This window comes from Streptomyces sp. Ru72 (assembly GCF_002920635.1).
Classification (GTDB): Bacteria; Actinomycetota; Actinomycetes; order Streptomycetales; family Streptomycetaceae; genus Streptomyces.
On record NZ_PQSR01000030.1, the window covers coordinates 1 to 23,833 of the forward strand.

At 70.2% G+C, this 23,833-nt stretch carries 23 protein-coding genes, 1 pseudogene and 1 riboswitch; of the genes and pseudogenes, 17 read left to right on the forward strand and 7 right to left on the reverse strand.

Annotated features, from left to right (window positions below):
- Positions 1–106: 106 nt before the first annotated feature.
- From C3488_RS16480 to C3488_RS16525, 10 genes and pseudogenes are all read left to right on the forward strand, one after another.
- The gene (locus C3488_RS16480) at positions 107–724 is read left to right on the forward strand and encodes a CDP-alcohol phosphatidyltransferase family protein (RefSeq protein WP_103840190.1); all 618 of its coding nucleotides are present in this window, start codon (positions 107–109) and stop codon (positions 722–724) included.
- A 105-nt stretch (positions 725–829) separates the two neighbouring features.
- Entirely contained in the window at positions 830–3,325 is a 2,496-nt protein-coding gene (locus C3488_RS16485; protein WP_103840191.1) for a mannose-1-phosphate guanyltransferase, read from the forward strand.
- Between the two features lie 108 nt (positions 3,326–3,433).
- Entirely contained in the window at positions 3,434–4,330 is an 897-nt protein-coding gene (locus C3488_RS16490) for a DUF881 domain-containing protein (protein WP_258053454.1), read from the forward strand.
- A complete protein-coding gene (locus tag C3488_RS16495; protein ID WP_019708255.1) occupies positions 4,327–4,659 on the forward strand; it encodes a small basic family protein in 333 nt (110 codons plus the stop codon). Before C3488_RS16490 ends, C3488_RS16495 begins: the two co-directional genes overlap by 4 nt.
- 5 nt (positions 4,660–4,664) lie before the next feature.
- A complete protein-coding gene (locus C3488_RS16500; protein ID WP_103840193.1) occupies positions 4,665–5,519 on the forward strand; it encodes a DUF881 domain-containing protein in 855 nt (284 codons plus the stop codon).
- 61 nt (positions 5,520–5,580) lie between these two features.
- Positions 5,581–6,453: an FHA domain-containing protein gene (locus tag C3488_RS16505; protein ID WP_103840194.1), complete on the forward strand. Its 873-nt coding sequence runs from the start codon at positions 5,581–5,583 to the stop codon at positions 6,451–6,453.
- A 19-nt stretch (positions 6,454–6,472) separates the two neighbouring features.
- On the forward strand, positions 6,473–7,228 hold the full coding sequence (locus C3488_RS16510) for a MerR family transcriptional regulator (protein ID WP_103840195.1): 756 nt from the start codon (positions 6,473–6,475) through the stop codon (positions 7,226–7,228).
- 83 nt (positions 7,229–7,311) lie between these two features.
- Positions 7,312–7,785, forward strand: coding sequence for a bifunctional nuclease family protein (locus C3488_RS16515; RefSeq protein WP_004002801.1), 474 nt, complete (start codon positions 7,312–7,314; stop codon positions 7,783–7,785).
- A gap of 403 nt (positions 7,786–8,188) precedes the next feature.
- A complete protein-coding gene (locus tag C3488_RS16520; RefSeq protein ID WP_103840196.1) occupies positions 8,189–8,824 on the forward strand; it encodes a MerR family transcriptional regulator in 636 nt (211 codons plus the stop codon).
- Positions 8,825–8,878: 54 nt separating this feature from the next.
- Positions 8,879–10,374 (forward strand): annotated as a pseudogene (locus C3488_RS16525) (DNA polymerase IV).
- Here C3488_RS16525 and C3488_RS16530 read toward each other — a convergent pair.
- Positions 10,299–10,667, reverse strand: coding sequence for a PRC-barrel domain-containing protein (locus C3488_RS16530; RefSeq protein ID WP_181139049.1), 369 nt, complete (start codon positions 10,665–10,667; stop codon positions 10,299–10,301). The pseudogene C3488_RS16525 and the gene C3488_RS16530 sit on opposite strands and share 76 nt — an antisense overlap.
- Positions 10,668–10,793: 126 nt before the next feature.
- Positions 10,794–10,889, forward strand: a riboswitch (glycine riboswitch).
- Between the two features lie 177 nt (positions 10,890–11,066).
- Here C3488_RS16530 and gcvP point away from each other — a divergent pair.
- Entirely contained in the window at positions 11,067–13,952 is a 2,886-nt protein-coding gene (gcvP, locus tag C3488_RS16535; RefSeq protein ID WP_103840199.1) for an aminomethyl-transferring glycine dehydrogenase, read from the forward strand.
- Positions 13,953–14,040: 88 nt separating this feature from the next.
- On the opposite strand, the gene C3488_RS16540 is transcribed toward gcvP, so the two are convergent.
- Together C3488_RS16540 and C3488_RS16545 are read right to left on the reverse strand one after the other, a co-directional pair.
- Positions 14,041–14,247: a DUF5999 family protein gene (locus C3488_RS16540; protein WP_103840200.1), complete on the reverse strand. Its 207-nt coding sequence runs from the start codon at positions 14,245–14,247 to the stop codon at positions 14,041–14,043.
- Positions 14,248–14,649: 402 nt separating this feature from the next.
- Positions 14,650–15,237, reverse strand: coding sequence for a hypothetical protein (locus C3488_RS16545; protein ID WP_103840201.1), 588 nt, complete (start codon positions 15,235–15,237; stop codon positions 14,650–14,652).
- Between the two features lie 546 nt (positions 15,238–15,783).
- Here C3488_RS16545 and C3488_RS16550 point away from each other — a divergent pair.
- Complete coding sequence (locus C3488_RS16550) at positions 15,784–17,301, forward strand: glutamate-cysteine ligase family protein (RefSeq protein ID WP_103840202.1); 1,518 nt, start codon at positions 15,784–15,786, stop codon at positions 17,299–17,301.
- Between the two features lie 145 nt (positions 17,302–17,446).
- Positions 17,447–18,247 carry a CPBP family intramembrane glutamic endopeptidase gene (locus C3488_RS16555; protein ID WP_103840203.1) on the forward strand — a complete coding sequence of 267 codons (801 nt, stop codon included), beginning with the start codon at positions 17,447–17,449 and terminating at the stop codon, positions 18,245–18,247.
- A 50-nt stretch (positions 18,248–18,297) separates the two neighbouring features.
- Here the strand turns inward: C3488_RS16555 and C3488_RS16560 are convergent, their stop codons facing one another.
- The 3 genes from C3488_RS16560 to C3488_RS40120 all read right to left on the reverse strand — a co-directional run bounded on the left by C3488_RS16560 (position 18,298) and on the right by C3488_RS40120 (position 20,553).
- Positions 18,298–19,107 carry a PhzF family phenazine biosynthesis protein gene (locus C3488_RS16560; RefSeq protein ID WP_103840204.1) on the reverse strand — a complete coding sequence of 270 codons (810 nt, stop codon included), beginning with the start codon at positions 19,105–19,107 and terminating at the stop codon, positions 18,298–18,300.
- Between the two features lie 137 nt (positions 19,108–19,244).
- Positions 19,245–20,141, reverse strand: coding sequence for an aminoglycoside phosphotransferase family protein (locus tag C3488_RS16565; protein ID WP_103840205.1), 897 nt, complete (start codon positions 20,139–20,141; stop codon positions 19,245–19,247).
- Positions 20,125–20,553, reverse strand: coding sequence for a hypothetical protein (locus C3488_RS40120; RefSeq protein ID WP_146067876.1), 429 nt, complete (start codon positions 20,551–20,553; stop codon positions 20,125–20,127). The genes C3488_RS16565 and C3488_RS40120 overlap by 17 nt, the downstream gene beginning before the upstream one ends.
- Before the next feature lie 100 nt (positions 20,554–20,653).
- Here C3488_RS40120 and C3488_RS16570 point away from each other — a divergent pair, with 100 nt between their 5' ends.
- A complete protein-coding gene (locus C3488_RS16570; protein ID WP_103840206.1) occupies positions 20,654–21,301 on the forward strand; it encodes a PadR family transcriptional regulator in 648 nt (215 codons plus the stop codon).
- 70 nt (positions 21,302–21,371) lie between these two features.
- Here C3488_RS16570 and C3488_RS16575 read toward each other — a convergent pair whose 3' ends face one another.
- Positions 21,372–21,800 carry an SRPBCC family protein gene (locus C3488_RS16575; protein ID WP_103840207.1) on the reverse strand — a complete coding sequence of 143 codons (429 nt, stop codon included), beginning with the start codon at positions 21,798–21,800 and terminating at the stop codon, positions 21,372–21,374.
- 86 nt (positions 21,801–21,886) lie between these two features.
- On the opposite strand from C3488_RS16575, the gene C3488_RS40125 reads away from it, so the two are divergent.
- From C3488_RS40125 to C3488_RS16585, 3 genes are read left to right on the forward strand one after another with little or no spacing between them, the layout of a single operon-like run.
- On the forward strand, positions 21,887–22,066 hold the full coding sequence (locus C3488_RS40125; protein ID WP_146067877.1) for a hypothetical protein: 180 nt from the start codon (positions 21,887–21,889) through the stop codon (positions 22,064–22,066).
- Positions 22,044–22,613 (forward strand): Clp protease N-terminal domain-containing protein, encoded by a 570-nt coding sequence (locus tag C3488_RS16580; RefSeq protein WP_103840208.1) that lies wholly within the window; start codon positions 22,044–22,046, stop codon positions 22,611–22,613. The genes C3488_RS40125 and C3488_RS16580 overlap by 23 nt, the downstream gene beginning before the upstream one ends.
- Positions 22,614–22,659: 46 nt before the next feature.
- Positions 22,660–23,664 carry a DMT family transporter gene (locus C3488_RS16585; protein WP_103840209.1) on the forward strand — a complete coding sequence of 335 codons (1,005 nt, stop codon included), beginning with the start codon at positions 22,660–22,662 and terminating at the stop codon, positions 23,662–23,664.
- Positions 23,665–23,833 lie beyond the last annotated feature (169 nt).

Consider the following 23,833-nt stretch of genomic DNA (forward strand, 5'->3'; position numbering starts at 1 on the left):
CCAGGCTCCTGAGCCGGGCCGCAAGCGAACCCCTCCGCACACAGGCGCGAACCCGCCGGGTAAGGTCAGGGAGCATCGTTGGTTCGTTCCCGCAGGAGGCCCCCGGGTGGAGGTCCAGGAGACCCGTGTCCAGACGGACCGCGTCCTCACCATCCCGAACATCCTCAGCATGGCGCGGCTGGTCGGCGTGCCCGTCTTCCTGTGGCTGATCCTCAGGCCCGAGTTCGGCGGGCCGAAGAGTGACGGCTGGGCCCTGCTCGTGCTGGTGCTGAGTGGTGTCAGTGACTATCTCGACGGCAAGCTCGCCCGGCGCTGGAACCAGATCAGCAGCCTCGGCCGGCTCCTCGACCCCGCCGCCGACCGGCTCTACATCGCCTCGACCCTCCTCGGTCTCACCTGGCGCGGCATTCTGCCTCTTTGGCTGACCGGGGCACTGGTGGCGCGAGAGCTGGTTCTGCTGGTGATGGTGGGCATCCTCAGGCGTCACGGCTATCCGCCGCCACAGGTGAACTTCCTCGGGAAGGCCGCCACCTTCAACCTGATGTACGCCTTCCCGCTGCTGCTCCTCAGTGACGGAAGTGGATGGATCGCGTCACTCGCTGCTATTTTCGGATGGGCGTTCGCCGGATGGGGTACAACGCTCTATTGGTGGGCAGGAGTCCTCTACGTGGTCCAAGTCCGCCGACTTGTCAGGGCGGACGCCGTGGCCGATTCAGCCCACTGATTGCCCGCCACGCGCGGCTCGATGGCCCGCCCAGGGAAACTGCGGGACAATCTAGACGGGTGAAGTCGGCTGGACCGTCGTCTCTTGGAGGAGGACGCTTCCGACATGAAGGCCGTCGTGATGGCCGGAGGCGAAGGCACGCGCCTTCGCCCCATGACCTCGAGTATGCCCAAGCCGCTCCTGCCGGTGGCCAACCGGCCGATCATGGAGCACGTGCTGCGGCTGCTCAAAAGGCATGGGCTCAACGAGACCGTCGTAACCGTGCAGTTCCTGGCCTCACTCGTCAAGAACTACTTCGGTGACGGCGAAGAGCTCGGTATGGAGCTCACATATGCCAACGAGGAGAAGCCACTCGGTACTGCCGGGAGCGTCAAGAACGCCGAGGAAGCACTCAAGGACGACGCGTTCCTCGTGATCTCCGGCGATGCCCTGACCGACTTCGACCTCACCGACCTGATCAATTTCCACAAGGAAAAGGGCGCCCTGGTCACCGTCTGTCTGACGCGTGTACCCAACCCGCTGGAATTCGGCATCACCATCGTCGACGACGAGGGAAAGGTCGAGCGCTTCCTGGAGAAGCCGACCTGGGGCCAGGTCTTCTCGGACACCGTGAACACGGGCATCTACGTCATGGAGCCCGAGGTCTTCGACTATGTCGAACCCGACGTGCCGGTCGACTGGTCCGGCGATGTCTTCCCGCAGCTGATGAAGGAGGGCAAGCCGATCTACGGCTATGTCGCCGAGGGCTACTGGGAGGACGTCGGCACCCACGAGAGCTATGTGAAGGCCCAGGCCGACGTCCTGGAGGGCAAGGTCGACGTCGAGATCGACGGCTTCGAGATCTCCCCCGGCGTCTGGGTCGCGGAGGGCGCGGAGGTGCACCCCGACGCGGTGCTGCGCGGGCCGTTGTACATCGGTGACTACGCCAAGGTGGAGGCCGGTGCCGAAATACGGGAGCACACCGTCGTCGGCTCGAACGTGGTCGTGAAGAGCGGGGCGTTTCTGCACAAGGCGGTCGTCCACGACAACGTGTACATCGGCCAGCACAGCAATCTGCGGGGCTGTGTGGTCGGCAAGAACACCGACATCATGCGTGCGGCCCGGATCGAGGACGGCGCGGTGATCGGCGATGAGTGCCTCATCGGCGAGGAGTCCATCGTCCAGGGCAACGTACGGGTGTACCCCTTCAAGACCATCGAGGCCGGTGCCTTCGTCAACACCTCGGTCATCTGGGAGTCGCGCGGACAGGCACACCTCTTCGGGGCCCGCGGTGTGTCGGGCATCCTGAACGTGGAGATCACACCGGAACTGGCCGTACGGCTGGCCGGCGCGTATGCCACCACCCTCAAGAAGGGATCGACGGTCACCACGGCACGTGACCACTCCCGGGGTGCGCGTGCGCTGAAGCGCGCGGTCATCTCGGCGCTCCAGGCCAGCGCCATCGACGTACGGGACCTGGAGAACGTACCGCTGCCCGTGGCGCGGCAGCAGACCGCGCGAGGGAGTGCCGGCGGCATCATGATCCGGACGTCGCCCGGTGTGCCGGACTCCGTCGACATCATGTTCTTCGACGGGCAGGGCGCCGACCTGTCCCAGGCCGGTCAGCGCAAGCTGGACCGGGTGTTCGCGCGACAGGAGTACCGGCGGGCCTTCCCGGGTGAGATCGGGGACCTGTACTTCCCGTCCAGCGTCTTCGACTCGTACACCGGGTCGCTGCTGCGGAGCGTCGACACCACGGGCATCGCCGAGTCGGGCCTGAAGGTCGTCGTGGACGCCTCGAACGGCAGTGCTGGGCTGGTACTCCCCAGTCTGCTCGGCAAGCTCGGTGTGGACTCCCTGACGATCAACCCCGGACTGGACGAGTCCCGGCCCACCGAGTCCGCGGAAGCGCGGCGGGCCGGGCTGGTGCGGCTCGGTGAGATCGTCGCGTCGTCGGGGGCCGCGTTCGGTGTCAGGTTCGACCCCGTCGGTGAGCGGCTGTCGCTCGTCGACGAGAAGGGGCGCATCGTCGAGGACGACCGGGCGCTGCTGGTGATGCTCGATCTCGTGGCCGCCGAGCGGCGCAGCGGGCGGGTGGCGCTGCCGGTGACGACGACGAGGATCGCCGAGCAGGTGGCGGCGTACCACGGGACGCAGGTCGAGTGGACCACCACATCGCCCGACGACCTCACCCGCGTGGGCCGCGACGAGTCGACGATCTTCGGCGGCGACGGCCGTGGCGGCTTCATCGTGCCGGAGTTCAGCAGCGTCTTCGACGGCACGGCGGCGTTCGTACGGCTGATCGGGCTGGTGGCGCGGACCCAGCTCACTCTCAGCCAGATCGACGCGCGGATTCCGCGGGCGCACGTCCTCAAGCGCGATCTCGCCACTCCTTGGGCTGTCAAGGGACTCGTGATGCGCCGGGTCGTGGAGGCCGCAGGCGACCGGTTCGTGGACACGACCGACGGCGTGAGGGTCGTGGAGACCGACGGACGCTGGGTACTGGTGCTGCCCGACCCGGCCGAGGCCGTCACCCACCTGTGGGCCGAAGGGCCCGACGACGCCTCCGCGCAGGCCCTGCTGGACGAATGGTCGACCGTAGTGGACAGCGCCGGACGGTGACAGACGCGCCACGCGCGCGTGCCGGACAAGTGTCCCCCAAGGGGGCCTGTCCGGCACGCGGGTGGGGCCATTCGGAGGTAGCACGCGCGACGTGCGACGATGTGCGGCATGCCGCATCCGCCCCCCGTTCGGAGCACACCGACGCGCCCCTCGCGCCCGGACGCCTCCATGTCGTTGCTCACCAACGTCATGGATCACAGCCTCGACGACGGATACGCCGAGGCCGCTGCCCGGAAGAGGTCCGAGGGCGCTGCGGGGATGCCCAGGACGCTGCGGGCGAAGCTCGGTCTTGCGGCGGGCCTCGTACTCGCCGCCCTGGTGGTGACCGTCGGCGCCGCTCAGGCGCGGATCGCCGCGCCGACGGTCGCCAAGGAGCGTCAGGAACTCATCGACCGCATCCAGCGCGAGACCGCCGCCGCGGACAAGCTCGAGGGCACGGTCGACAAGCTGCGCGACGACGTGAGCGCGCGGCAGCGCGCGGCCCTGCGGCAGGACGGGGGCGGCGACCCGGCCGACCTGGTCGGGATTCTGTCGGGCGCCGTCGCGGTGCGCGGTCCTGGGGTGAAGCTCGTCGTCGACGACGCCAAGGAAGCCACCACGGGTGGCGACGGCAACCCTCGTGAGACCTCGGGGTTCTCCGACACGGGGCGCGTACGCGACCGGGACATGCAGCGCGTCGTCAACGGGCTGTGGGAGTCGGGTGCCGAGGCGATCGCGATCAACGGGCAGCGGCTGACGGCCCTGTCGGCGATCAGGGCCGCGGGTGACGCGATACTGGTGGACAACAGGCCGCTGGTGCCGCCGTACACGGTCCTCGCGGTGGGGGACGGGGGCAGGCTCAGCACGCGGTTCCAGAACAGCGCCGACGGGCTCTACCTGCACGCGCTGCAGGAGAACTACGGGATTCGGACCGCCATCTCCACCGAGGGTGACCTTCGGCTGCCGGCCGCACCCAGTGTGATCGTACGAACAGCACAACCGAGTACAGAGAAGGGCACATCGTGATCGCGGTACTGGGCCTCGTCGTCGGAGTGGTGGTCGGGCTGTTGGTCCGGCCCGAGGTCCCGGCGGTCGTCGAGCCTTACCTTCCGATCGCCGTCGTGGCGGCGCTCGACGCCGTGTTCGGTGGTCTGCGGGCCATGCTCGACGGCATCTTCGACGACAAGGTCTTCGTGGTGTCGTTCCTGTCCAACGTGGTGGTGGCGGCGCTGATCGTGTTCCTGGGCGACAAGTTGGGCGTCGGCGCGCAGCTGTCCACCGGTGTGGTGGTCGTCCTCGGCATCCGCATCTTCTCCAACGCGGCGGCGATCCGCCGGCATGTGTTCCGGGCGTGAGGTCGATGAGCAACGAGGACGAGACGACAGAGCCGCCGCAGACCCCGGAGCACCGACTGCGCAGGGAACTGCCCGAGGAGGTTCCGGCCGCGGCGCGCGAGACGTCGGGGACGACGGACGAGGAGCCGGCCACCGCACTGACCGGTCGTCAGCGCCTGGTGCAGGGACTGTGGCCGCCGCGCGTCACCCGTGCCCAACTCATCGTGGCGGTCCTGCTGTTCGGCCTCGGCTTCGGCCTGGCCGTCCAGGTCGCCTCCAACAGTGACGGCAGCAGTGCCCTGCGCGGCGCGCGTCAAGAGGATCTTGTGCGCATCCTCGATGAACTCGACGACCGTACGCAGCGTCTTCAGGACGAGAAGCAGGGTCTGGAGGATCAGCGGGCCGAGCTGGAGAACAGCTCGGACCGGGCCGAGGAGGCCCGCAAGCAGACCGCCGAGAAGGAGAAGCAACTCGGAATCCTTGCGGGCACGGTGGCCGCCGAAGGGCCCGGGATCACGATGACGATCCAGGACACGAAGGGGACGGTCCAGGCGGACATGCTGCTCAACGCGATCCAGGAGCTGCGCGCGGCCGGGGCGGAGGCGATAGAGGTGAACGGCGTACGGGTCGTCGCCGGCACCTATCTGTCGGACGCCGGGAAAGGTGTCAGCGTCGACGGGAACAAGATCACGCGGCCCTATCGTTTCAAGGTCATCGGCAAACCGCAGGACCTCGAACCGGCACTCAACATCCCCGGAGGCGTGGTGCAGACTCTCGAGAAGGAGCAGGCCACGGTCACCGTGGAGCGTTCCACGAAGATCGTCGTGGACGCCTTGCGAGCCGCGAAGCGGCCTGACTACGCTCGGTCGTCCTCCCAGTGAACCGGGGGTGCATGGAGGCCGTCCGGCAGGGGCATGAGGTTGCGGGGGGTCGGCGCACCGATTGGGTGGTGCGTGGTGGAAACTGTCTGGTGGAAACGGACGTTGTGAGGATGTCCGGGTCGGCCGGTGTATGCAATCAGGGTTCGTCCTGCCCCACGGGCGGGTCTGTTTCGGTCAAGGGGAATCGCCCGTGAAGTTGTTTGCGAAGTTGTTCGGCAAGAGCGCGCGAGAGGGCAGCGACAACGCCACTGCCCGCCATCGCGCACAGCCGGGAGACGCTGAGGGCCAGCGGCCGCTGTTCCGCGATCAGGTCAGTGGTCCGGGCGGTCACATTTCCGGAGGTCAGGGCGCGCCGTCTGTTGACCCTGCCGCGTCCGGCGGCATAGGTTCCGGGGACATGTCGGCCCTGGTGTGCACGCGGTGCGGTCACCGCAACGCGGAGAACAGCCGCTTCTGCTCCAACTGCGGTGCGCCGCTGCGGGCCGGGGCGGTCCCGGAGCGTGCGTCGGAGACGACGTCCACGATCTCCATCTCGGGCCTGGAGGCGTACGACGCGGAGGCCACCGGCCAGACGCCGGTGCCGACGCTGTCTCCCGAGGCGCAGGCGGCCGTGGAGGCGCTCCCGTTCGGCTCGGCGCTCCTGGTGGTGCGCCGGGGCCCGAACTCGGGCAGCCGCTTCCTGCTGGACAGCGACCTGACCACGGCGGGGCGCCATCCGCAGAGCGACATCTTCCTGGACGACGTGACGGTCTCGCGCCGCCACGTCGAGTTCCGCCGGGGTCCCGACGGCATGTTCACGGTCGCCGACGTCGGCAGCCTCAACGGCACGTACGTCAACCGGGAGCGCATCGACCAGGTCGCGCTCCACAACGGCGACGAGGTGCAGATCGGCAAGTACAGGCTGGTCTTCTACGCGAGCCAGCGGGGCATCTGACCCGCACGGGGAAGGGTCCATGCTTCACACACCGAGCGGCGGTGCCGACAGCGGCACCGCCGCGGCGGACGGCCGGCTGATGAGTATCGGCACGGTGCTGAACGTGCTGCGCGAGGAGTTCCCCGAAGTCACCATCTCCAAGATCCGTTTTCTGGAGTCCGAGGGGCTCATCGAGCCGCAGCGGACCCCTTCGGGGTACCGCAAGTTCAGTGCCCGTGACGTCGAGCGGCTCGGCCAGGTGCTCAGGATGCAGCGGGACCACTATCTGCCGCTGAAGGTGATCCGTGAGCACCTGGACGCCCTGGAGCGGGGCGAGGAGGTGCGGCTGCCGTCCCTGGGCCGGCCCGGGGAGACCGGCGAGGGAGAGCTGCTCGGAGACCTCCTGGGCGAGCCGGAGAGCCCCGCGCCCGCCCGGATCGGCCGCGAGGAGCTGCTGGCGACCGCCGGGATCGGTGCCGAGCAGCTTCAGGAGTGGGAGTCGTACGGGCTGCTCACGCCGCTGCCGGACGGCACGTACGACGCCGAGGCGATCACCGTGGCCACTCTCGTGGTGGAACTGGGCCGGCACGGCATCGAACCACGTCATCTGCGCGCGGTGAAGGCCGCCGCGGACCGCGAGGCCGGCTTGGTGGACCAGGTGGTGGCCCCGCTGCGCCGCCATCGCAATCCACAGACCAGGGCGCATGCCGAGGCCCGTACGAAGGAGCTCGCGGGACTCGCGGTGAAACTGCACGCGGCGCTGGTGCAGTCCGCCCTGGGTGTGCGGTTGCCTTGATCCGGGCGTTCGCCGTGGGCGGATCGGCCGGGCCTTCTGTGCCCGACTACCCAAACATCCCGAGCACGGCCTAGGGTTGCTGTGTGAACGAGCTCGATGTCGTAGGTGTCCGGGTCGAGATGCCCTCCAACCAGCCGATCGTGCTCCTGCGTGAAGTGGGAGGCGACCGCTACCTCCCCATCTGGATCGGCCCCGGGGAGGCGACGGCCATCGCGTTCGCCCAGCAGGGCATGGCCCCCGCGCGCCCTCTGACGCACGACCTGTTCAAGGACGTGCTGGAGGCCGTCGGGCAGGAGCTCACGGAAGTGCGCATCACGGATCTGCGTGAAGGCGTCTTCTACGCGGAGCTGGTCTTCGCCAGCGGTGTCGAAGTGAGCGCCCGCCCGTCCGACGCCATAGCGCTCGCGCTGCGCACCGGCACGCCGATCTACGGCAGCGACGGTGTGCTGGACGACGCGGGGATCGCCATCCCGGACGAGCAGGAGGACGAGGTCGAGAAGTTCCGCGAGTTCCTCGACCAGATCTCACCGGAGGACTTCGGGACCAGCAGCCAGTGACGCTCCCTCCCGGGGGTTGGGCCGACGGGCGACGCGGCGCCCGCGGCTTGCCCGTCGTGTGTCTGCGGCGTCCCTCTGCCGGGCACGGGCCCGAGCGCGCGCCGACCGTGGTGTGGGCTTGCGCACCGCGTTGAAGGGGATGGCCGAGGGCACGAAGCCGTGTGTGCCGGGCGCCGGACAACTGTCGCCGCCGTGTGCGGCGTCGGGCGGTGTGGCAGGGGAAGGCGGCCGGGACAGCGGCGCTCGAGGGGCCCGCTAAGGCATTCGGCTAGCCTTTCCCCGCGGGGGGCACGGGAAACCACTCCTAGGGTGATTATCACTCGGCGTGCCGAGTGTGGCGATCGTTGACGCACCCGTGGTGACTGCCTACCGTCGAGAAGGCAGGTCAAGGACGGAGGTCGGCGTGAGAAGCAGCGGCGGCGGTACGGCTGGGGGTGCCCCTGGACACAGTCTGGGGGAGAGCGGTCCGTACCGGCTTCACGGCAACGCGGCCGGCTCCGCCCCGCAGCGGCCGACGCCCGTGCCGGGCGGCGGAGGGGCGGCTTCCGAGGACATCGGCTATCGCGGCCCCACGGCGTGCGCCGCCGCGGGCATCACCTACCGGCAGCTGGACTACTGGGCCAGGACCGGTCTGGTCGAGCCCAGCGTGCGCCCCGCCCACGGGTCGGGGACACAGCGGTTGTACAGCTTCCGCGATGTCGTCGTCCTGAAGATCGTCAAGCGTTTCCTCGACACCGGGGTGTCCCTGCAGAACATCCGGACCGCCGTCCAGCACCTCAGGGAGCGGGGTTTTCGCGACCTGGAGCGGATGACGCTGATGAGCGACGGCGCGACGGTCTACGAGTGCACGTCCCCGGACGAGGTTCACGCCCTGCTCCAGGGCGGGCAGGGCATCTTCGGCATCGCCGTGGGCGTCGTGTGGCGGGACGTGGAGAACGCCCTGTCGCAGTTGCACGGTGAACGTGTCGACACCGGCGAGACCATCGTGGGCCACAACCCGGCGGACGAGCTGGCGCGCCGGCGCAACCGGGCCGTCTGAGCGGCAGGCCGCGGCAGGGCCGCGTTGTCAGTGGTGTAGGGCAGCATCGGAGATGTGAGAACCGCGCCGACCATCCTGCACCTCGACATGGATGCCTTCTACGCCTCGGTGGAGCAGGCAGCCAAGCCGAGCCTGCGCGGGAAGGCCGTGATCGTGGGCGGGCTGGGGCCCCGCGGAGTGGTGGCCACGGCGTCGTACGAGGCGCGGGTGTTCGGGGTGCACTCGGCGATGCCCATGGCCCAGGCACGCCGGCTCGCGCCCAACGCCGCGTATCTGGTGCCGCGCTTCGGGATCTACCGCAGGATCAGCGAGCAGGTGATGTCCCTGTTGCGTGGCCTGTCGCCGCTGGTGGAGCCGTTGAGCCTGGACGAGGCGTTCGTGGACCTGGAGGCCGGGGGAGCAGCCTGGGACGAGGAGTCGGCGCGGCTGGTCGGCGTGAAGCTGCGCGCGGACATCCGGTCCGGCACCGGGCTGACGGGCTCCGTGGGGCTCGCCGCCTCGAAGATGCTCGCCAAGATCGCTTCGGAGCAGGCCAAGCCGGACGGCCTGGTACTGATACAGCCGGGTACCGAGCGCGCGCTGCTCGGACCGATGCCGGTGCGTACGCTGCCGGGGGTCGGCCCGGCGACCGGTGACCACCTGCGGCGGGCCGGGATCACGACGATCGACGAGATCGCCGAGGCGGGGGAGGACGAGCTCGTACGGCTGCTCGGCAAGGCGCACGGCCAGGCGCTGTACGCGATGGCGCTGGCGCACGACGAGCGGCCGGTGGTCGCCGAGCGGGAGGCCAAGTCGGTGTCCGTCGAGGACACGTACGACGTCGACATCCACGACCGGCTGCGGATCGGCCTGGAGGTGCAGCGGCTGGCGGACCGGTGTGTGCGCAGGCTGCGGGACGCGGGGTTGTCGGGGCGGACCATCGTGCTGAAGGTGCGGAGGTACGACTTCTCCACCCTGACCCGGTCCGAGACCCTGAGGGGGCCCACGGACGATCCCGCGGTGGTGCGGGAGGCGGCGGCGCGGCTGCTGGAGCCCGTGGACACGACCGGAGGGGTACGGCTGCTGGGCGTGGGGGTCAGCGGGCTCGCCGACTACACACAGGAGGACCTGTTCGCCCAGGCCCACCTGGCGGCGGGGGAGGCCGCCACGGACGAGCGACCGGAGGCGGAGGAGCCGCCCGCCGAAGAGACGGCGGCTTCACCGGAGCGGGTCTGGCTGGCGGGGCACGACGTCCGGCATGCCGAGTACGGGCCGGGATGGGTGCAGGGCAGCGGGCTGGGAAGGGTGACCGTACGGTTCGAGACACCGCAGTCGGAGCCGGGCCGCGTCCGGACGTTCAGCGTCGACGACCCTCAGCTGGAGCCCGCGGACCCGCTGCCCCTGGTGCCCGACGTCCCCGGGACCGCGGGACGCCCGGCCCCCACGGGCACGGGCGCATGAGACCGGTGAGCAGGCAAAGTCTGCCCCCGACCCGTCACGTCTCGTCCGACCCCGCCAGACGGCCGAAGTCATGGTCCGGCGGCGGCGGTGCCGAGACGTCCAGGCCGTAGTGGTGGTAGAGCTGCAGTTCCTGTTCGGGGGACAGGTGGCGGCCGACGCCGAAGTCGGGGGCCTCCTTGATCAAGGCGCGGTCGAAGGGGACGTACAGTGCGCCCTCGACCAGCTCGCTGGGCTCCAGGGGGACGAACGCGTCCCTGCCGAACAGGCCGGTCCGTATGGCCGCCCACTCCGGTACACCCGTGGCGTCGTCGAGGTACACCTCGTCGATCGTGCCGATCTTGTGGCCATTGCGGTCGAACGCCTTGCGGCCGATCAGATTCCGCGGATCGATGTCGGTCTGCACGGTCCCTCCAACTGGTCGCAACCCATTCGTAAGCACTACGAAAGAGCACATTCGGGATGGCGGCCACTTGAAGATTCCCGGGCAGGCTGCCGACTTGTCCTCGCTGGTAGTCTGGCAAGCGGCCGTTGACCCCGTGCGGGAGAGTCCTCCGGAGCGATCCGGAGGCGCCGAAGGAGCAAATCCTCCCCGGAATCTCTCAGGCCCAGGTACCGCACGGACGAGGTCACTCTGGAAAGCAGGGCGGGTGTCGACGGCTTCCGCTCTCACCGACGGTGAAAGCCGGCGAGCCTTCGGGCGGACCGGTGAAGCTCTCAGGTCGAGATGACAGAGGGGGAGGCCGTCGGGGTACCCGCGCCGTGGTGCCCCTCGAAGGTCGCGTCAGACCAGGAGGCCTCCGCAATGACCGCCCAGCGTATCCCGCTCTCCGAGCTCGAACAGGGCACTCCGTTCGAGCAGCGCCACATCGGGCCCGACCAGGAGGCGCGGGCCAAGATGCTCGCGCACGTCGGCTACGGATCGCTCGACGAGCTCACCGCCGCCGCGGTGCCCGATGTGATCAAGAACGCCGACGCCCTCGACCTGCCGGGCGCGCGCACCGAGGCCGAGGTGCTGGCCGAGCTGCGCTCCCTCGCCGACCGCAACCAGGTCCTGGACTCCATGATCGGTCTCGGCTACTACGGGACCTTCACGCCCCCGGTGATCCTCCGGAACGTGATGGAGAACCCCGCCTGGTACACCGCGTACACGCCCTACCAGCCGGAGATCTCCCAGGGCCGGCTGGAGGCCCTGCTCAACTTCCAGACCATGGTCGCCGACCTCACCGGCCTGCCGACCTCCGGCGCCTCCCTGCTCGACGAGGGCACCGCCGCCGCCGAGGCCCTGGCGCTGTCCCGGCGCATGGGCAGGAACAAGAAGGGCCTGTTCCTGGTGGACGCGGACACGCTGCCGCAGACCATCGCCGTGATCCAGACCCGCGCCGAGCCCACCGGTGTCGAGGTCGTCGTCGCCGACCTCAGCGCCGGCATTCCGGCCGAGATCGCCGAGCGGGAGATCAACGGCGTACTGGTCCAGTACCCGGGCGCCTCCGGTGTCGTGCGCGACCTCAAGCCCCTCATCGACCAGGCCCACCAGCTGGGCGCCCTCGTCACCGTCGCCGCCGACCTGCTCGCGCTGACCCTGCTGAAGTCGCCCGGCGAGCTCGGCGCCGACATCGCCGTCGGCACCACCCAGCGCTTCGGCGTCCCGATGGGCTTCGGCGGCCCGCACGCCGGCTACATGGCGGTGCACGAGAAGTTCGCCCGCAGCCTGCCCGGCCGGCTGGTGGGAGTCTCCCTGGACGCCGACGGCCACAAGGCGTACCGGCTCGCCCTGCAGACGCGCGAACAGCACATCCGCCGCGAGAAGGCGACCAGCAACATCTGCACCGCCCAGGTTCTGCTCGCCGTGATGGCCGGGATGTACGCCGTCTACCACGGGCCCGAGGGCCTGCGGAACATCGCCCGGCGCACCCACCGGTACACCGCGGTCCTCGCCGCGGGCCTGACGGCCGGCGGGGTCGAGGTCGTCCACGGCACCTACTTCGACACCGTCACCGCCCGGGTTCCGGGGCGGGCCGCCGACGTCGTCGCCGCCGCCCGGGAGAACGGCGTCAACCTGCGCCTCGTCGACGCCGACCACGTCTCGGCCGCCTGTGACGAGACCACCGGCCGGGCCCAGCTGCGCGCGGTGTGGACCGCGTTCGGCGTCGCGGGCGACATCGACGCGCTGGACGCCACCATCGAGGACGCGCTGCCGCAGGCCCTGCTGCGCAGCGACGACTACCTCGCCCACCCGGTCTTCCACCAGCACCGCTCCGAGACCGCGATGCTGCGCTACCTGCGCAGGCTGGCCGACCGTGACTACGCGCTCGACCGGGGCATGATCCCGCTGGGTTCCTGCACCATGAAGCTCAACGCGACCACCGAGATGGAGCCGGTCACCTGGCCCGAGTTCGGTCAGCTGCACCCGTTCGCGCCCGCCGAGCAGGCCGAGGGCTACCTCACGCTCATCCGCGAGCTGGAGGAACGTCTCGCCGAGGTCACCGGGTACGACAAGGTCTCCCTCCAGCCCAACGCCGGCTCCCAGGGAGAGCTGGCAGGTCTGCTGGCCGTGCGCGGCTACCACCGCGCCAACGGCGACGACCAGCGCACCGTCTGCCTCATCCCGTCCTCCGCGCACGGCACCAACGCCGCCAGCGCCGTGATGGCCGGGATGAAGGTCGTCGTGGTCAAGACGGCCGAGGACGGCGAGATCGACATCGAGGACCTGCGGGCCAAGATCGAGCAGTACCGCGACCAGCTGTCGGTGCTGATGATCACGTACCCGTCCACGCACGGTGTGTTCGAGGAGCACGTCGCCGACATCTGCGCGGCCGTGCACGAGGCCGGCGGGCAGGTCTACGTCGACGGCGCCAACCTCAACGCGCTGGTCGGCCTCGCCAAGCCGGGCCACTTCGGCGGCGACGTCTCGCACCTGAACCTGCACAAGACGTTCTGCATCCCGCACGGCGGCGGTGGCCCGGGTGTCGGCCCGGTGGCGGTCCGCGAGCACCTGGCGCCCTATCTGCCGAACCACCCGCTGCAGCCCGAGGCGGGTCCCCAGACGGGCGTGGGGCCGATCTCGGCCGCCCCCTGGGGCTCGGCGGGCATTCTGCCGATCTCCTGGGCGTACGTCCGGCTCATGGGCGGCGAGGGCCTCAAGCGCGCCACGCAGGTGGCCGTGCTGTCCGCCAACTACGTCGCCAAGCGTCTGGAGCCGCACTACCCGGTCCTCTACACCGGCCCCGGCGGTCTGGTCGCGCACGAGTGCATCATCGACCTGCGGCCGCTGACCAAGGCGACCGGCGTGACGGTGGACGACGTCGCCAAGCGGCTCATCGACTACGGCTTCCACGCGCCGACGATGTCGTTCCCGGTGGCCGGCACGCTGATGATCGAGCCCACCGAGTCGGAGGACCTCGCCGAGCTGGACCGGTTCTGCGACGCGATGATCGCCATCCGTGCGGAGATCGAGAAGGTCGGCTCGGGCGAGTGGCCGGCGGAGGACAACCCGCTGAGCAACGCGCCGCACACGGCGGCGGCGCTGGGCGGGGAGTGGAAGCACGCCTACACGCGTGAGGAGGCCGTCTTCCCGGCCGGTGTGTCGGTCGCGGACAAGTACTGGCCGCCGGTGCGCCGCATCGACCAGGCCTTCGGCGACCGGAACCTGGTCTGCTCCTGCCCGCCGCTGGACGCCTACGACGAGTGATCACCCTCGGAGATGCGTCGGGGCCGGTGCGGAGCATGTGTCTCCGGCCGGCCCCTCGTGTGTAGGGCAGCGATGCCCTGGTGCGCGCTCAGGCGGCCGTCATCACCTGGTCGGTGCCCAGCGGGCGGTGCGGGGCGATGATCTGGCCGTCCGGCAGAAGCTCACCGGTGTCCTCGAACAGGAGTACGCCGTTGCACAGCAGGCTCCATCCCTGCTCCGGGTGGTGCGCCACGAGACGGGCGGACTCCCGGTCGGCGGATTCGGCGGTCGGGCACGGTGGCTGGTGCTGGCACATGGTGGTGGGGATCTTTCGCTCTGTCGGTATGTGTGAGATGGCTGTCGTGTCTGTCCTGCGGCTCGTCGTGTCGCTCATGGCCGCCCCCCCGTCGGTGATACGTCGGTCAGGAACCCAGTGTTGCCCCACGGGCGTCGATCCGCAGGGATTTCGCAGCACCGCTCCTCACAGGTTCATGACGCGTCCCCCGCCCGGACGGTTCGGCCCGACCGCACGGTCACTTCGGATGGTTCGAGGTGGCCGGGAGGGGCTAGTCCGTACGGGCCGAGCCGCAGATCACCCTCGTACGAGCGTGATGGGGCGCGAATGAGCGAAGGCGGCCCAAGGCATTCGACGGCCCGAACACGTGCGTGCCCCGCGGCCGTCTCCGGCGGCGGGGCACGGTGAGACGAGGCCCGGAAGCTACGCGGGCTGGCCGAGCAGCGGGGTCCGGGTCACCCGGTGGGTCAGGACCGGCAGGAGGTCGGCGACGCGGTGCGGCCGGTGCGCCGCGATGCCGGGCGGTGCGGGGGCGAGCGGCACCAGGAGGTCGTTCGCCGCCGGGTGGCCCGTCGCGCCGTCGGCGGTGCAGTCGCCGTGCAGCCACAGGGTGAGCATGTACAGCTCCGGCACGGACAGCAGCCGGGCCTGGTAGGGCTCGGTCAGCGAGGTCTCGGCCTGGAGCACGGCGCGCTCGGTGGCAGCGACGTACGGGCCCTCGAAGAAGTGCGAGAAGGCCCAGCCGTCGGGCGTCAACATGGTCTCGGCGGCGGCCACGGCGCGGCCCCCGGCGCGGATGAGGAACCGCCATCCGGCGAGCCGGGTGGCCGACGCGCCGTGCGGGGTGATCCGGTCCAGGACGTGGACGGGCAGCGGAAGTTCGGGGGTCGCGGGTCCTTGGGCCGTGCGCAGGGAGGGGGTGGGAGCCTCCCGGACCGCGGTGGGAGAACCGAGTGCCGTGAGGACGGAGCGGAGAGCGGGCGCGGGAGCCTGAGGGACATGCAGCTGCATGGTGGGTCGCCTCTCATTCGACAGGCACAGGGGCGCGAGGGCGTGGTGGGGCGGGCGGACGGCGCTGTCAGCTCTCGGGGTCAGAGGGAGGGATGGGGGTAACCGAGCCCGTACGAATGGCGGCGCTTTGACGACAGGGCCCGAACCGTGAGCGCCAACTCTCTGCCCCGTGCGCAAAGTTTATACGACGCGTGTTCATACACTGTTTCGTCGGAACGACGCGCTTATGTCGGCAAGGCGATATCCGGTCGGCGATAAGCGGGGTTCGTCCCGATCCTGCGCAGGCGTCAGGGCGGCGACCTCGGAATACTTGTCCGTAGCGGTCGGCCGATTCTCGTCGGCGTTTTTCACGACCGGTTGCACAGTGAAACTGCGTCCTGCTCCATGCCTCGTGAATGTGCCCGGCGGCACGCCGCCCCCAGCGTAGCGGGTGACGGTCGCAACTGGGACGTTATCGATCGCGTTGCCTGGGCATCATCCCCCGTGACCCGGGACCGCAGCGGCCGTAACGTACGTCGGCCTGCCCATCTCAGGAGGGACGCTTCGATGGGAGAGAAGGTCGTGGCAGGGCCGTTCGACCTGTCCGATCGCCAGCACTACCGCGACAAGCTCAGGCAGTGCCTGACGGGACTCGCGCGACTGCTGGAGGAGAAGCGGTTCGACCGCCCCAAGAACCTGATGGGCCTGGAGATCGAGTTGAATCTCGTCGGGCAGGACGGGACTCCGAGAATGATGAACGCCCAGGTTCTGGAAAGGATTGCGAGCCGAGATTTCCAAACAGAACTCGCCATGTTCAACCTCGAGGTCAACATAGCTCCACACAGGTTGGGCGGCCGGGTTTTCGACCGGCTCGCCGAGGAGCTGCGGATCTCGCTCGCCTATGCCGACCGGAAAGCGAACGAGCTGGATGCGTCGATCCTGATGATCGGCATCCTCCCGACGCTCGACCGCGACGACCTGGTCTCCTCCAACCTCTCCGCGGTCGACCGCTACACCCTGCTCAACGACCAGATCGTGGCCGCGCGGGGCGAGGACTTCCGACTCGACATCGAGGGTGTCGAACGGCTCGAGTGCAGCGCGCGGTCCATCACGCCCGAGGCCGCCTGCACCTCGGTCCAGCTGCACCTCCAGGTCACCCCGAACCGCTTCGCGGACCTCTGGAACGCGGCTCAGGCGGTCGCGGCGGTGCAGGTCGCACTCGGCGCCAACTCTCCGTTCCTGTTCGGACGTGAGCTGTGGCGCGAGTCCCGGCCGCCGCTGTTCCAGCAGTCCACCGACACCCGGCCGCCGGAACTCCAGGCGCAGGGTGTCCGGCCGCGCACCTGGTTCGGGGAGCGGTGGATCACCTCGGCCCAGGACCTCTTCGAGGAGAACCTGCGCTATTTCCCCGCGCTGCTGCCGATCTGCGACGAAGAGGAACCCCTGCGCGTCCTGGACGAGGGAGGCGTCCCGAAGCTCTCGGAACTGGTCCTGCACAACGGCACCATCTACCGCTGGAACCGACCCGTCTACGGCATCGCGGACGGCGTCCCGCATCTGCGGGTCGAGAACCGCGTGCTGCCCGCAGGACCCACCGTCACCGATGTGATCGCCAACGCGGCCTTCTACTACGGCGTGGTCCGCGCCCTCGCGGAGGAAACGCGGCCGGTGTGGACGCGGCTGCCGTTCGAGGCCGCCGCCGCCAACTTCGACGCCGCCTGCCGGTACGGCATCGAGGCACGCCTGCAGTGGCCGAAGCGCGGCCGGTACGGCGGGACAACCGAGGTCGCGGCCGTTGACCTGGTGCGCGACGAACTGCTGCCGCTCGCCGAGGCGGGCCTGGACGCCTGGGGAGTCGAACCCGCCGACCGGGACTTCTACCTCGGAGTGATCGAGGAGCGGTGCCGGCGGCGGGTCAACGGCGCGAGCTGGCAGGCCGCCATGTTCCACCGGGCCCTGGAGCGGGGGCTCGACCGGGACGCCGCGCTGGCCGCGACGACCGTGCGGTACCGCGAGCTGATGCACGCCGGAGAGCCGGTCCACACCTGGCCGGTCGGGTTACCGGAACCGGCGGGCGTGAGGTGAGCAATCCCGTGCGGCCGGGCTGACCGCCGCACGGCCACCTTCGTCCGTCTGCCCTGAACAGGCCCCTCCCTGTTGAGCCCCGTGCCCGTACACAGCCGTATGGCAGAAGATGGGGACGAGGCGGGATCGCTCAACTGGAGGCGGAGTGCGGGTGGAGGCAGGGTCGGTGGCCGATTCCTTTACGGCGGAAGGACCGACACGACGGATTTTCCGTGCCGAGACGCTGCTGGTGCTGGGCCTCTCGCTCGGGGCGAGCGGGGTCTCCGCGCTGATCAGCTTTGTCGGTTCGGTCACCAAACCGGGCGGGCTCAAGGACCAGGCGGCCACCATGAACGCCTCGGCCGCGCCCGGCCGCCCCTGGCTCGATCTCGCCTGGCAGCTCTTCGGGATCGCCACCGCGCTGGTCCCGGTCGCGCTGGTCGCGCACTTCCTGCTGCGCGAGGGCGCGTCGCTGCGCACGCTCGGCTTCGACCGGAGGAGGCCGTGGCCGGACCTGGGGCGCGGGGCGGCGATCGCGGCGGTGATCGGCTCCACGGGCATCGCCTTCTACCTGGCCGCCCGGGGGCTGGGCGCCAACCTGACGGTGGTGCCCGAGGCGCTGCCGAACGTGTGGTGGAAGTTCCCCGTACTGATCCTGTCGGCGGTGCAGAACGCCGTCCTCGAAGAGGTCATCGTCGTCGGCTATCTGCTGCGCCGGCTGGGCCAGTTGGGCTGGACCCCCGGCACCGCGCTGGTGGCCAGCTCGGTGCTGCGCGGCTCCTACCACCTCTACCAGGGCATCGGCGGCTTCTTCGGCAACATGGTCATGGGCGTGGTCTTCGTCTACCTCTACCGGCGCTGGGGGCGGGTCGGCCCCCTGGTGGTGGCCCACTCACTGCTCGACATCGGGGCGTTCGTGGGATACGCGCTGCTGGCGGGGAAGGTGGGCTGGCTGCCCACGGCGTGAACGGGCCGGACAGGGGCGCACCAGGGCGTGGCGCGCCCCTTGGTGTCCCGTTACGCGAGCAGTTCGCCCTCGATGACGGTGACCGCGTGGCCGGTGAGCAGGGTGCGGTCGCCGCGGAGCTCGGTGCGGACGCGGCCGGAGCGCGCGGAGGCCTGCAGCCCGGTGAGGTCGGGGCGGCCGAGGCGCTCGGACCAGTAGGGCGCGAGGGCGGTGTGGGCGCTGCCGGTGACGGGGTCCTCGTCGATGCCGACGTTCGGGAAGAAGCAGCGCGAGACGAAGTCGTACCCGCGGGAGGGATCCTCGGCGCGGGCGGTTGCGATGATGCCCCGCGGTGAGTGGCGGGCGAGGGCCCGGAGGTCCGGGGTGAGGCCGAGGACCGTCTTCTCGTCGGCGAGCTCGAGGACCAGGTCACCGACGCCCGGCCCGGTGTCGACGGCGGTGCGGGGCTGTGCGCCGAGGGCCTCGGCCACGCCGTCGGGGATCTCGACGCGGGTGAGCGGCGCGGTGGGGAAGTCCAGCGTGACCGAACCGTCCTCGTGCGGCGCGGCGCTCAGGACGCCGCTGCGGGTGGCGAATCGAACGGGGCCCTCGTGGGCGCCCGTGGTGTGCAGGACGTGGGCGGTCGCCAGGGTCGCGTGGCCGCACAGGGCCACCTCGGTGGTGGGGGTGAACCAGCGCAACGCCCAGTCCGCCTCGCCTGCGTCGGGCAGAGGGTGTGCGAAGGCGGTCTCGGCGTGGTTGACCTCGCGGGCCACGTTCTGGAGCCAGTCGTCGTCCGGGAAGGAGTCGAGGAGGAGGACGCCGGCCGGGTTGCCGGCGAAGGGGCGGTCGGTGAAGGCGTCGACGATACGAATCCGCATGGGCCGACGCTAGAGGCCCTTGGCCGGGGAGGGCCAAGGCCAATTCGGGGCGGCTGGACTGGTGTCGACGGCTGCGGGCTGTTGTCGGTGAGGGCGGCGAGCGATGGTCTCCATCACCGCCTGCGATCGGGGCGACCTCACTCCATCGACTCCAGAATGCGGTCGAGTGTCCGGCGCCCCATTCCGCTCATCGTCGGATTGCTCTCGGCGTAGTACCAGACGACGCCCATCGCCTGTTCGAACGCCCATGCCTTGCCGCGCTCCCACTCCAGATCGTCACAGACCAGTGTGCGGCGGAGCACTTCCCGCGGGCCCGACTCCAACAGGTGCCAGGCACCGACCAGATCCAGCGCGGGGTCGGCCGGGCCGAAGCCGCCGGTGTCGAGTACGCCGCCGAGCCGGTCCCCCGCGACCAGTACGTTGCCGGGAATCAGGTCACCATGGCTCATCACGTCGGCACCCGTGCGTGGCAACTCCCGGAAACAGCTCCACACCTGGCGCAGCCGGGGCACGTCGAGCAGCCCCTCACTCTCCTCGAAGCACTTCGCCATCCAATCGTCGTGGTGAGCGAGAACGCCGCCACGGCCCTCGCCGCTGAAAAGCCGCCCCCGCGTCTCGGACTCCCGCAGAACTGCGATGAAGGCCGCAAGGTCCTCGGCAAAAGCATCCGACCCACTGGGGTCGGCATCGAAGGCGACCGTTCCCGGCAGCCACGTCTGGACCGACCACGGCATGGGGTAACCCGCTCCGGGCTTTCCCAAGGCGACGGGTTCCGGGACGGGGAACCGAGACACCTGTGCCAGCTCCGCGCTCGCCCGGGCTTCCTGCTCCAGAACCGCCAGAGCCTCGGCAGGATCGGCCAGACGCAGGGGGAAACGCGCAGAGAGGTCGTTCCCGATACGGAAGATGGCGTTGACCGTCCCGGTCGACGACAGGAGTCGGATCGCCTTGCCGCTCCACTGAGGGAACTGTTCTCGGATCAAGGTCGCGACGATTTCGGTGGTCACGTCCACTTGGTCATCGTGCATGGTCATGCGCGCAGGCCCCTCCACTGGTCCAGTTCGAAACGCCGGAAGCAGACCCGATCAACTGAGACGACAGCCAGTATTCCTGCGTCAGGGCCCGGATCAACTGAGATTTCTCGGCCACCCGAGTGCCTGAACCGTTCTGCTCGCCCAGGTCACAGCCGCGGCTTCGGACCAGATCACTTGAGACGGACAGATCCGGTTCGCGGGCGTCGGCGATGTCGTGAGTGGTCCAGCAGGCCGCGGGCGTGGTGATGCCTGCGGCGTGGGTGCAACGGCGGCAGGCGGGGCGCTGGATGTCGGTGCGCAAGCCTGCGCGCGGACGGCCGATGGTGCCGGCTTGTCCGCTTTCGAAGTCCATCGGCAGCAGTCGGTCCCGTTCCAGCCAGGGCTCGAAGCCGACCCGGAAAGTGACGCTCACCGCGCGACCTTCAGAGCTTCGGCAGGGCCTTGTCACCCGAACAGTCCCGATATATCGTTGAGGCATCGCGACAGATCAACGAACGAATGGAGTGGTGGGGATGCGTTCCCATGGACAGGACTTCGGATACGAGCGACACGGACACCACGGCGGCCCCGGTCGCCACATGGGGGGCGGGTTCGACGGCCGGCGCGGAGCCTTCGGGCCCTTCGGGCCGGGCGGACCCGGTGGCCCCGGCTTCGGCGGACCGGGCTTCTTCGGTCCGGGCGGCCCCTGGGGCGGGCGCGGCCGGGGCGGACCGCGGGGCAGGGCGCGCCGCGGCGACGTACGCGCGTCGATCCTGGCTCTTCTCAAGGACCGGCCCATGCACGGCTACGAGATGATCCAGGAGATCGCCGAGCGCAGCGGCGGGGCGTGGAAGCCCAGCCCGGGCTCGGTCTACCCGACCCTCCAACTGCTGGAGGACGAGGGCCTGATCACCAGTGAGAGCGAGGGGGGCAAGAAGCTCTTCTCTCTCACCGAGCCGGGTCGCGCCGCGGCCGACGAAGGCCCCGACGCCCCCTGGGAGGAGGCCTCGCGCGGTGTCGACTGGGAGGCGCTGCACGAGATCCGGCAGGCCGGCGTCGGTCTGATGGAGGCGTTCGGCCAGGTCTGGAAGACGGGCGACAAGGACCAGCGCGACAAGGCCCTCGCGGTCATCAACGAGGCCCGCAAGAAGCTGTACCTGATCCTCGCCGACGAGCACTGACGGCGCGGTGAGGTGAGGGCGCCCCGCGGCACCGCGTCCGCGGGGCGCCCTCGCGTCGGCGTACGTACCGTCAGGACACCAGTGCGCCAAGCCTGCGCAGCGACTCGTTCAGCGCGGCCGTCGCCGAGTCCTTCAGCTTGCCCGCCATGAGGGACACCGCCGCGCCGGTGAACTCCCCGTCGATCCGCACCGAGGTGGCTTCGCCGTCGGGTGTCGGCGTGTAACGGGTGGCGAGGTCCACGGCCATCGGGCCCTTGCCGCGGATGGACAGCACGCGCCCCGGGCGCAGTTCGTCGATGGTCCAGGTGACCTCGGCCGGGAAGCCCATCAGCTTCATGTTCTCCCCGAAGGTCCCGCCCACCGCGAGGGTTTCGGGGCCGCCCTTCGGGAAGCCGGTGTGGGTCGCGTTCCACTCGCCGTACGCCGACCAGTCCGTGAGGGCGGCCCAGACCTTCTCGGCGGGGGCCTCGATGCGAGCTTCCGCACTGACTTCGGCCATGCGACCACCCCTTCGCGTCGGCTGCCGCGCCGCGCGCAGCTGTGGTGTCGCGGAACGCAGCCGCAGGGTTCGCAACATTCAAACTGATGAACAGTCAGAAATGGCAGGCGCCCGTCCAGCGCCGGCCGCGGGCCGGGCGACGCGCGGTCCCCGAGCGGAGAGGGCGCGATGTCATCCGCAAGGAGGAGAACCGGGTCGGCCATGCCCAACCTGTGTCGGACGCGAACATGCTGCCCGCCGAGGATGACTCGGACCGCTGGGGCTGATGGGGTGGGGGACGTGCCACCCCGTCATGTCCAGCGACCGGCCGCGGAACGCGGCACGCACCAGTCCCACCTCGATGCCAGGGTCTCCTTGGAGCTGGCAGCGGTGCTTTCCGGCGCCCGCAGGAGGGCGCTGCGTGACGGTGACCGGGAGATCGACACCGCCCACCTGCTGCACACGCTGCTGGAGTCCGACCCCGAGGTGCGCGCCGTCTTCGACGGGCCGCAGGTCGCCCGGCTGCTCGGCTATCTCGTCCAGCGCGCCATCGGCTACGGCCTGCGCTGGCAGGCCACCGTCGAGGACTCGGGCGCGGTACCCGTGCTGAAGGAGCCGGACGGCTGGTCGCCCGCCGCGGCCACCGCCCTGGGGGCGGCGTACGGGCGCGCCGCCGGTCGCGGCGACGCACACGCGCGCGGGCTCGACCTGCTCGCGGCGATGGTCGCGGACCCCGAGTCACGCGCCGTCGAGGTCCTCGGCCGCGCGGGCGTCGACGTGAGAGTGCTCGCGGACCGGATCGAGGCGGCGGGCGCGGTTCCGTCCAGCCGTTGAGACAGGAGCTATTGATGGTGACGCTCATGTCGTCTCCTGCCATCATGTGCCGGTGCATACGTCTCAGGGCAGTCAGGGCAACCGTGGCAGAGGCATCGGGCTGGGGCTCGCGCTCGCGTCGGCGGTCGCCTTCGGTGGATCGGGTGTCGCGGCCAAGCCGCTGATCCAGGCGGGGCTCGACCCTCTGCATGTGGTGTGGCTGCGGGTCACGGGCGCCGCGCTCGTGATGCTGCCGCTCGCCGTACGCCACCGCGCCCTGCTGCGCCGCCGCCCCGCCCTGCTCGCCGGATTCGGACTGCTCGCCGTCGCCGGCGTCCAGGCCTGCTACTTCGCCGCGCTGTCCCGCATACCCGTCGGTGTCGCCCTGCTCATCGAGTACCTGGCGCCCGCGCTCGTCCTCGGCTGGGTGCGCCTCGTGCAGCGGCGGCCGGTGACGCGTGCCGCGGCGGTCGGTGTGGCCCTCGCGGTCGGCGGGCTCGCCTGCGTCGTCGAGGTGTGGTCGGGGCTGGGCTTCGACCCGCTCGGGATACTGCTCGCGCTCGGCGCCGCCTGTTGCCAGGTCGGCTACTTCGTCCTGTCCGACCAGGGCAGCGAGGCGGGCGACGAGGCCCCCGACCCGCTCGGCGTCATCGCGTACGGACTGCTCGTCGGTGCCGCCGTGCTCACTGTTCTGGCCCGTCCCTGGACGATGGACTGGCCGGTGCTCACCGGCACCGCGGACATGAACGGCACGCGCGTCCCGGCCGTCCTCCTCCTGGCCTGGATCGTGCTGATCGCCACGGTCCTCGCCTACGTCACCGGCGTGCTGTCCGTGCGCCGGCTCTCGCCCCAGGTCGCCGGCGTCGTGGCCTGCCTCGAAGCGGTCATCGCCACCGTCCTGGCCTGGGTGCTGCTCGGCGAGCACCTCTCGGCCCCGCAGATCATCGGCGGTGCGGTGGTCCTGGTGGGCGCGTTCATCGCCCAGTCCTCCGCGCCCGCGCGCGGCTCCGACGAGCCGATCGCGAGCGCCGGCGACGAAAGGGAGTTGTCCGCCCGCAAAGCCGCCGCCTAGGGTACGGATCATGCATTCGGACGCGCTCGTTCTTCCGCCTCCGGCCGCCTGAGGCGGGCCCTCCGGAAACCGCGCCCGGCGAATCGCCGGGCGCAGCGGTGTGCTGCCCGCAGAAGAAGTCCACGGACCCGGCGCATGACGGGTCCCCCGCCGAACTTCTGCACCTCTG

Excerpts from the sequence above, each read along its gene's own strand:
- C3488_RS16485 (WP_103840191.1), top strand. The coding sequence starts at position 830 with ATGAAGGCCGTCGTGATGGCCGGAGGCGAAGGCACGCGCCTTCGCCCC.
- C3488_RS16490 (WP_258053454.1), top strand. The coding sequence starts at position 3,434 with ATGCCGCATCCGCCCCCCGTTCGGAGCACACCGACGCGCCCCTCGCGC.
- C3488_RS16500 (WP_103840193.1), top strand. The coding sequence starts at position 4,665 with ATGAGCAACGAGGACGAGACGACAGAGCCGCCGCAGACCCCGGAGCAC.
- C3488_RS16510 (WP_103840195.1), top strand. The coding sequence starts at position 6,473 with ATGCTTCACACACCGAGCGGCGGTGCCGACAGCGGCACCGCCGCGGCG.
- gcvP (WP_103840199.1), top strand. The coding sequence starts at position 11,067 with ATGACCGCCCAGCGTATCCCGCTCTCCGAGCTCGAACAGGGCACTCCG.
- C3488_RS16540 (WP_103840200.1), bottom strand. The coding sequence starts at position 14,247 with ATGTGCCAGCACCAGCCACCGTGCCCGACCGCCGAATCCGCCGACCGG.
- C3488_RS16545 (WP_103840201.1), bottom strand. The coding sequence starts at position 15,237 with ATGCAGCTGCATGTCCCTCAGGCTCCCGCGCCCGCTCTCCGCTCCGTC.
- C3488_RS16550 (WP_103840202.1), top strand. The coding sequence starts at position 15,784 with ATGGGAGAGAAGGTCGTGGCAGGGCCGTTCGACCTGTCCGATCGCCAG.
- C3488_RS16560 (WP_103840204.1), bottom strand. The coding sequence starts at position 19,107 with ATGCGGATTCGTATCGTCGACGCCTTCACCGACCGCCCCTTCGCCGGC.
- C3488_RS16565 (WP_103840205.1), bottom strand. The coding sequence starts at position 20,141 with ATGACCATGCACGATGACCAAGTGGACGTGACCACCGAAATCGTCGCG.
- C3488_RS16570 (WP_103840206.1), top strand. The coding sequence starts at position 20,654 with ATGCGTTCCCATGGACAGGACTTCGGATACGAGCGACACGGACACCAC.
- C3488_RS16575 (WP_103840207.1), bottom strand. The coding sequence starts at position 21,800 with ATGGCCGAAGTCAGTGCGGAAGCTCGCATCGAGGCCCCCGCCGAGAAG.
- C3488_RS40125 (WP_146067877.1), top strand. The coding sequence starts at position 21,887 with ATGAACAGTCAGAAATGGCAGGCGCCCGTCCAGCGCCGGCCGCGGGCC.
- C3488_RS16580 (WP_103840208.1), top strand. The coding sequence starts at position 22,044 with ATGACTCGGACCGCTGGGGCTGATGGGGTGGGGGACGTGCCACCCCGT.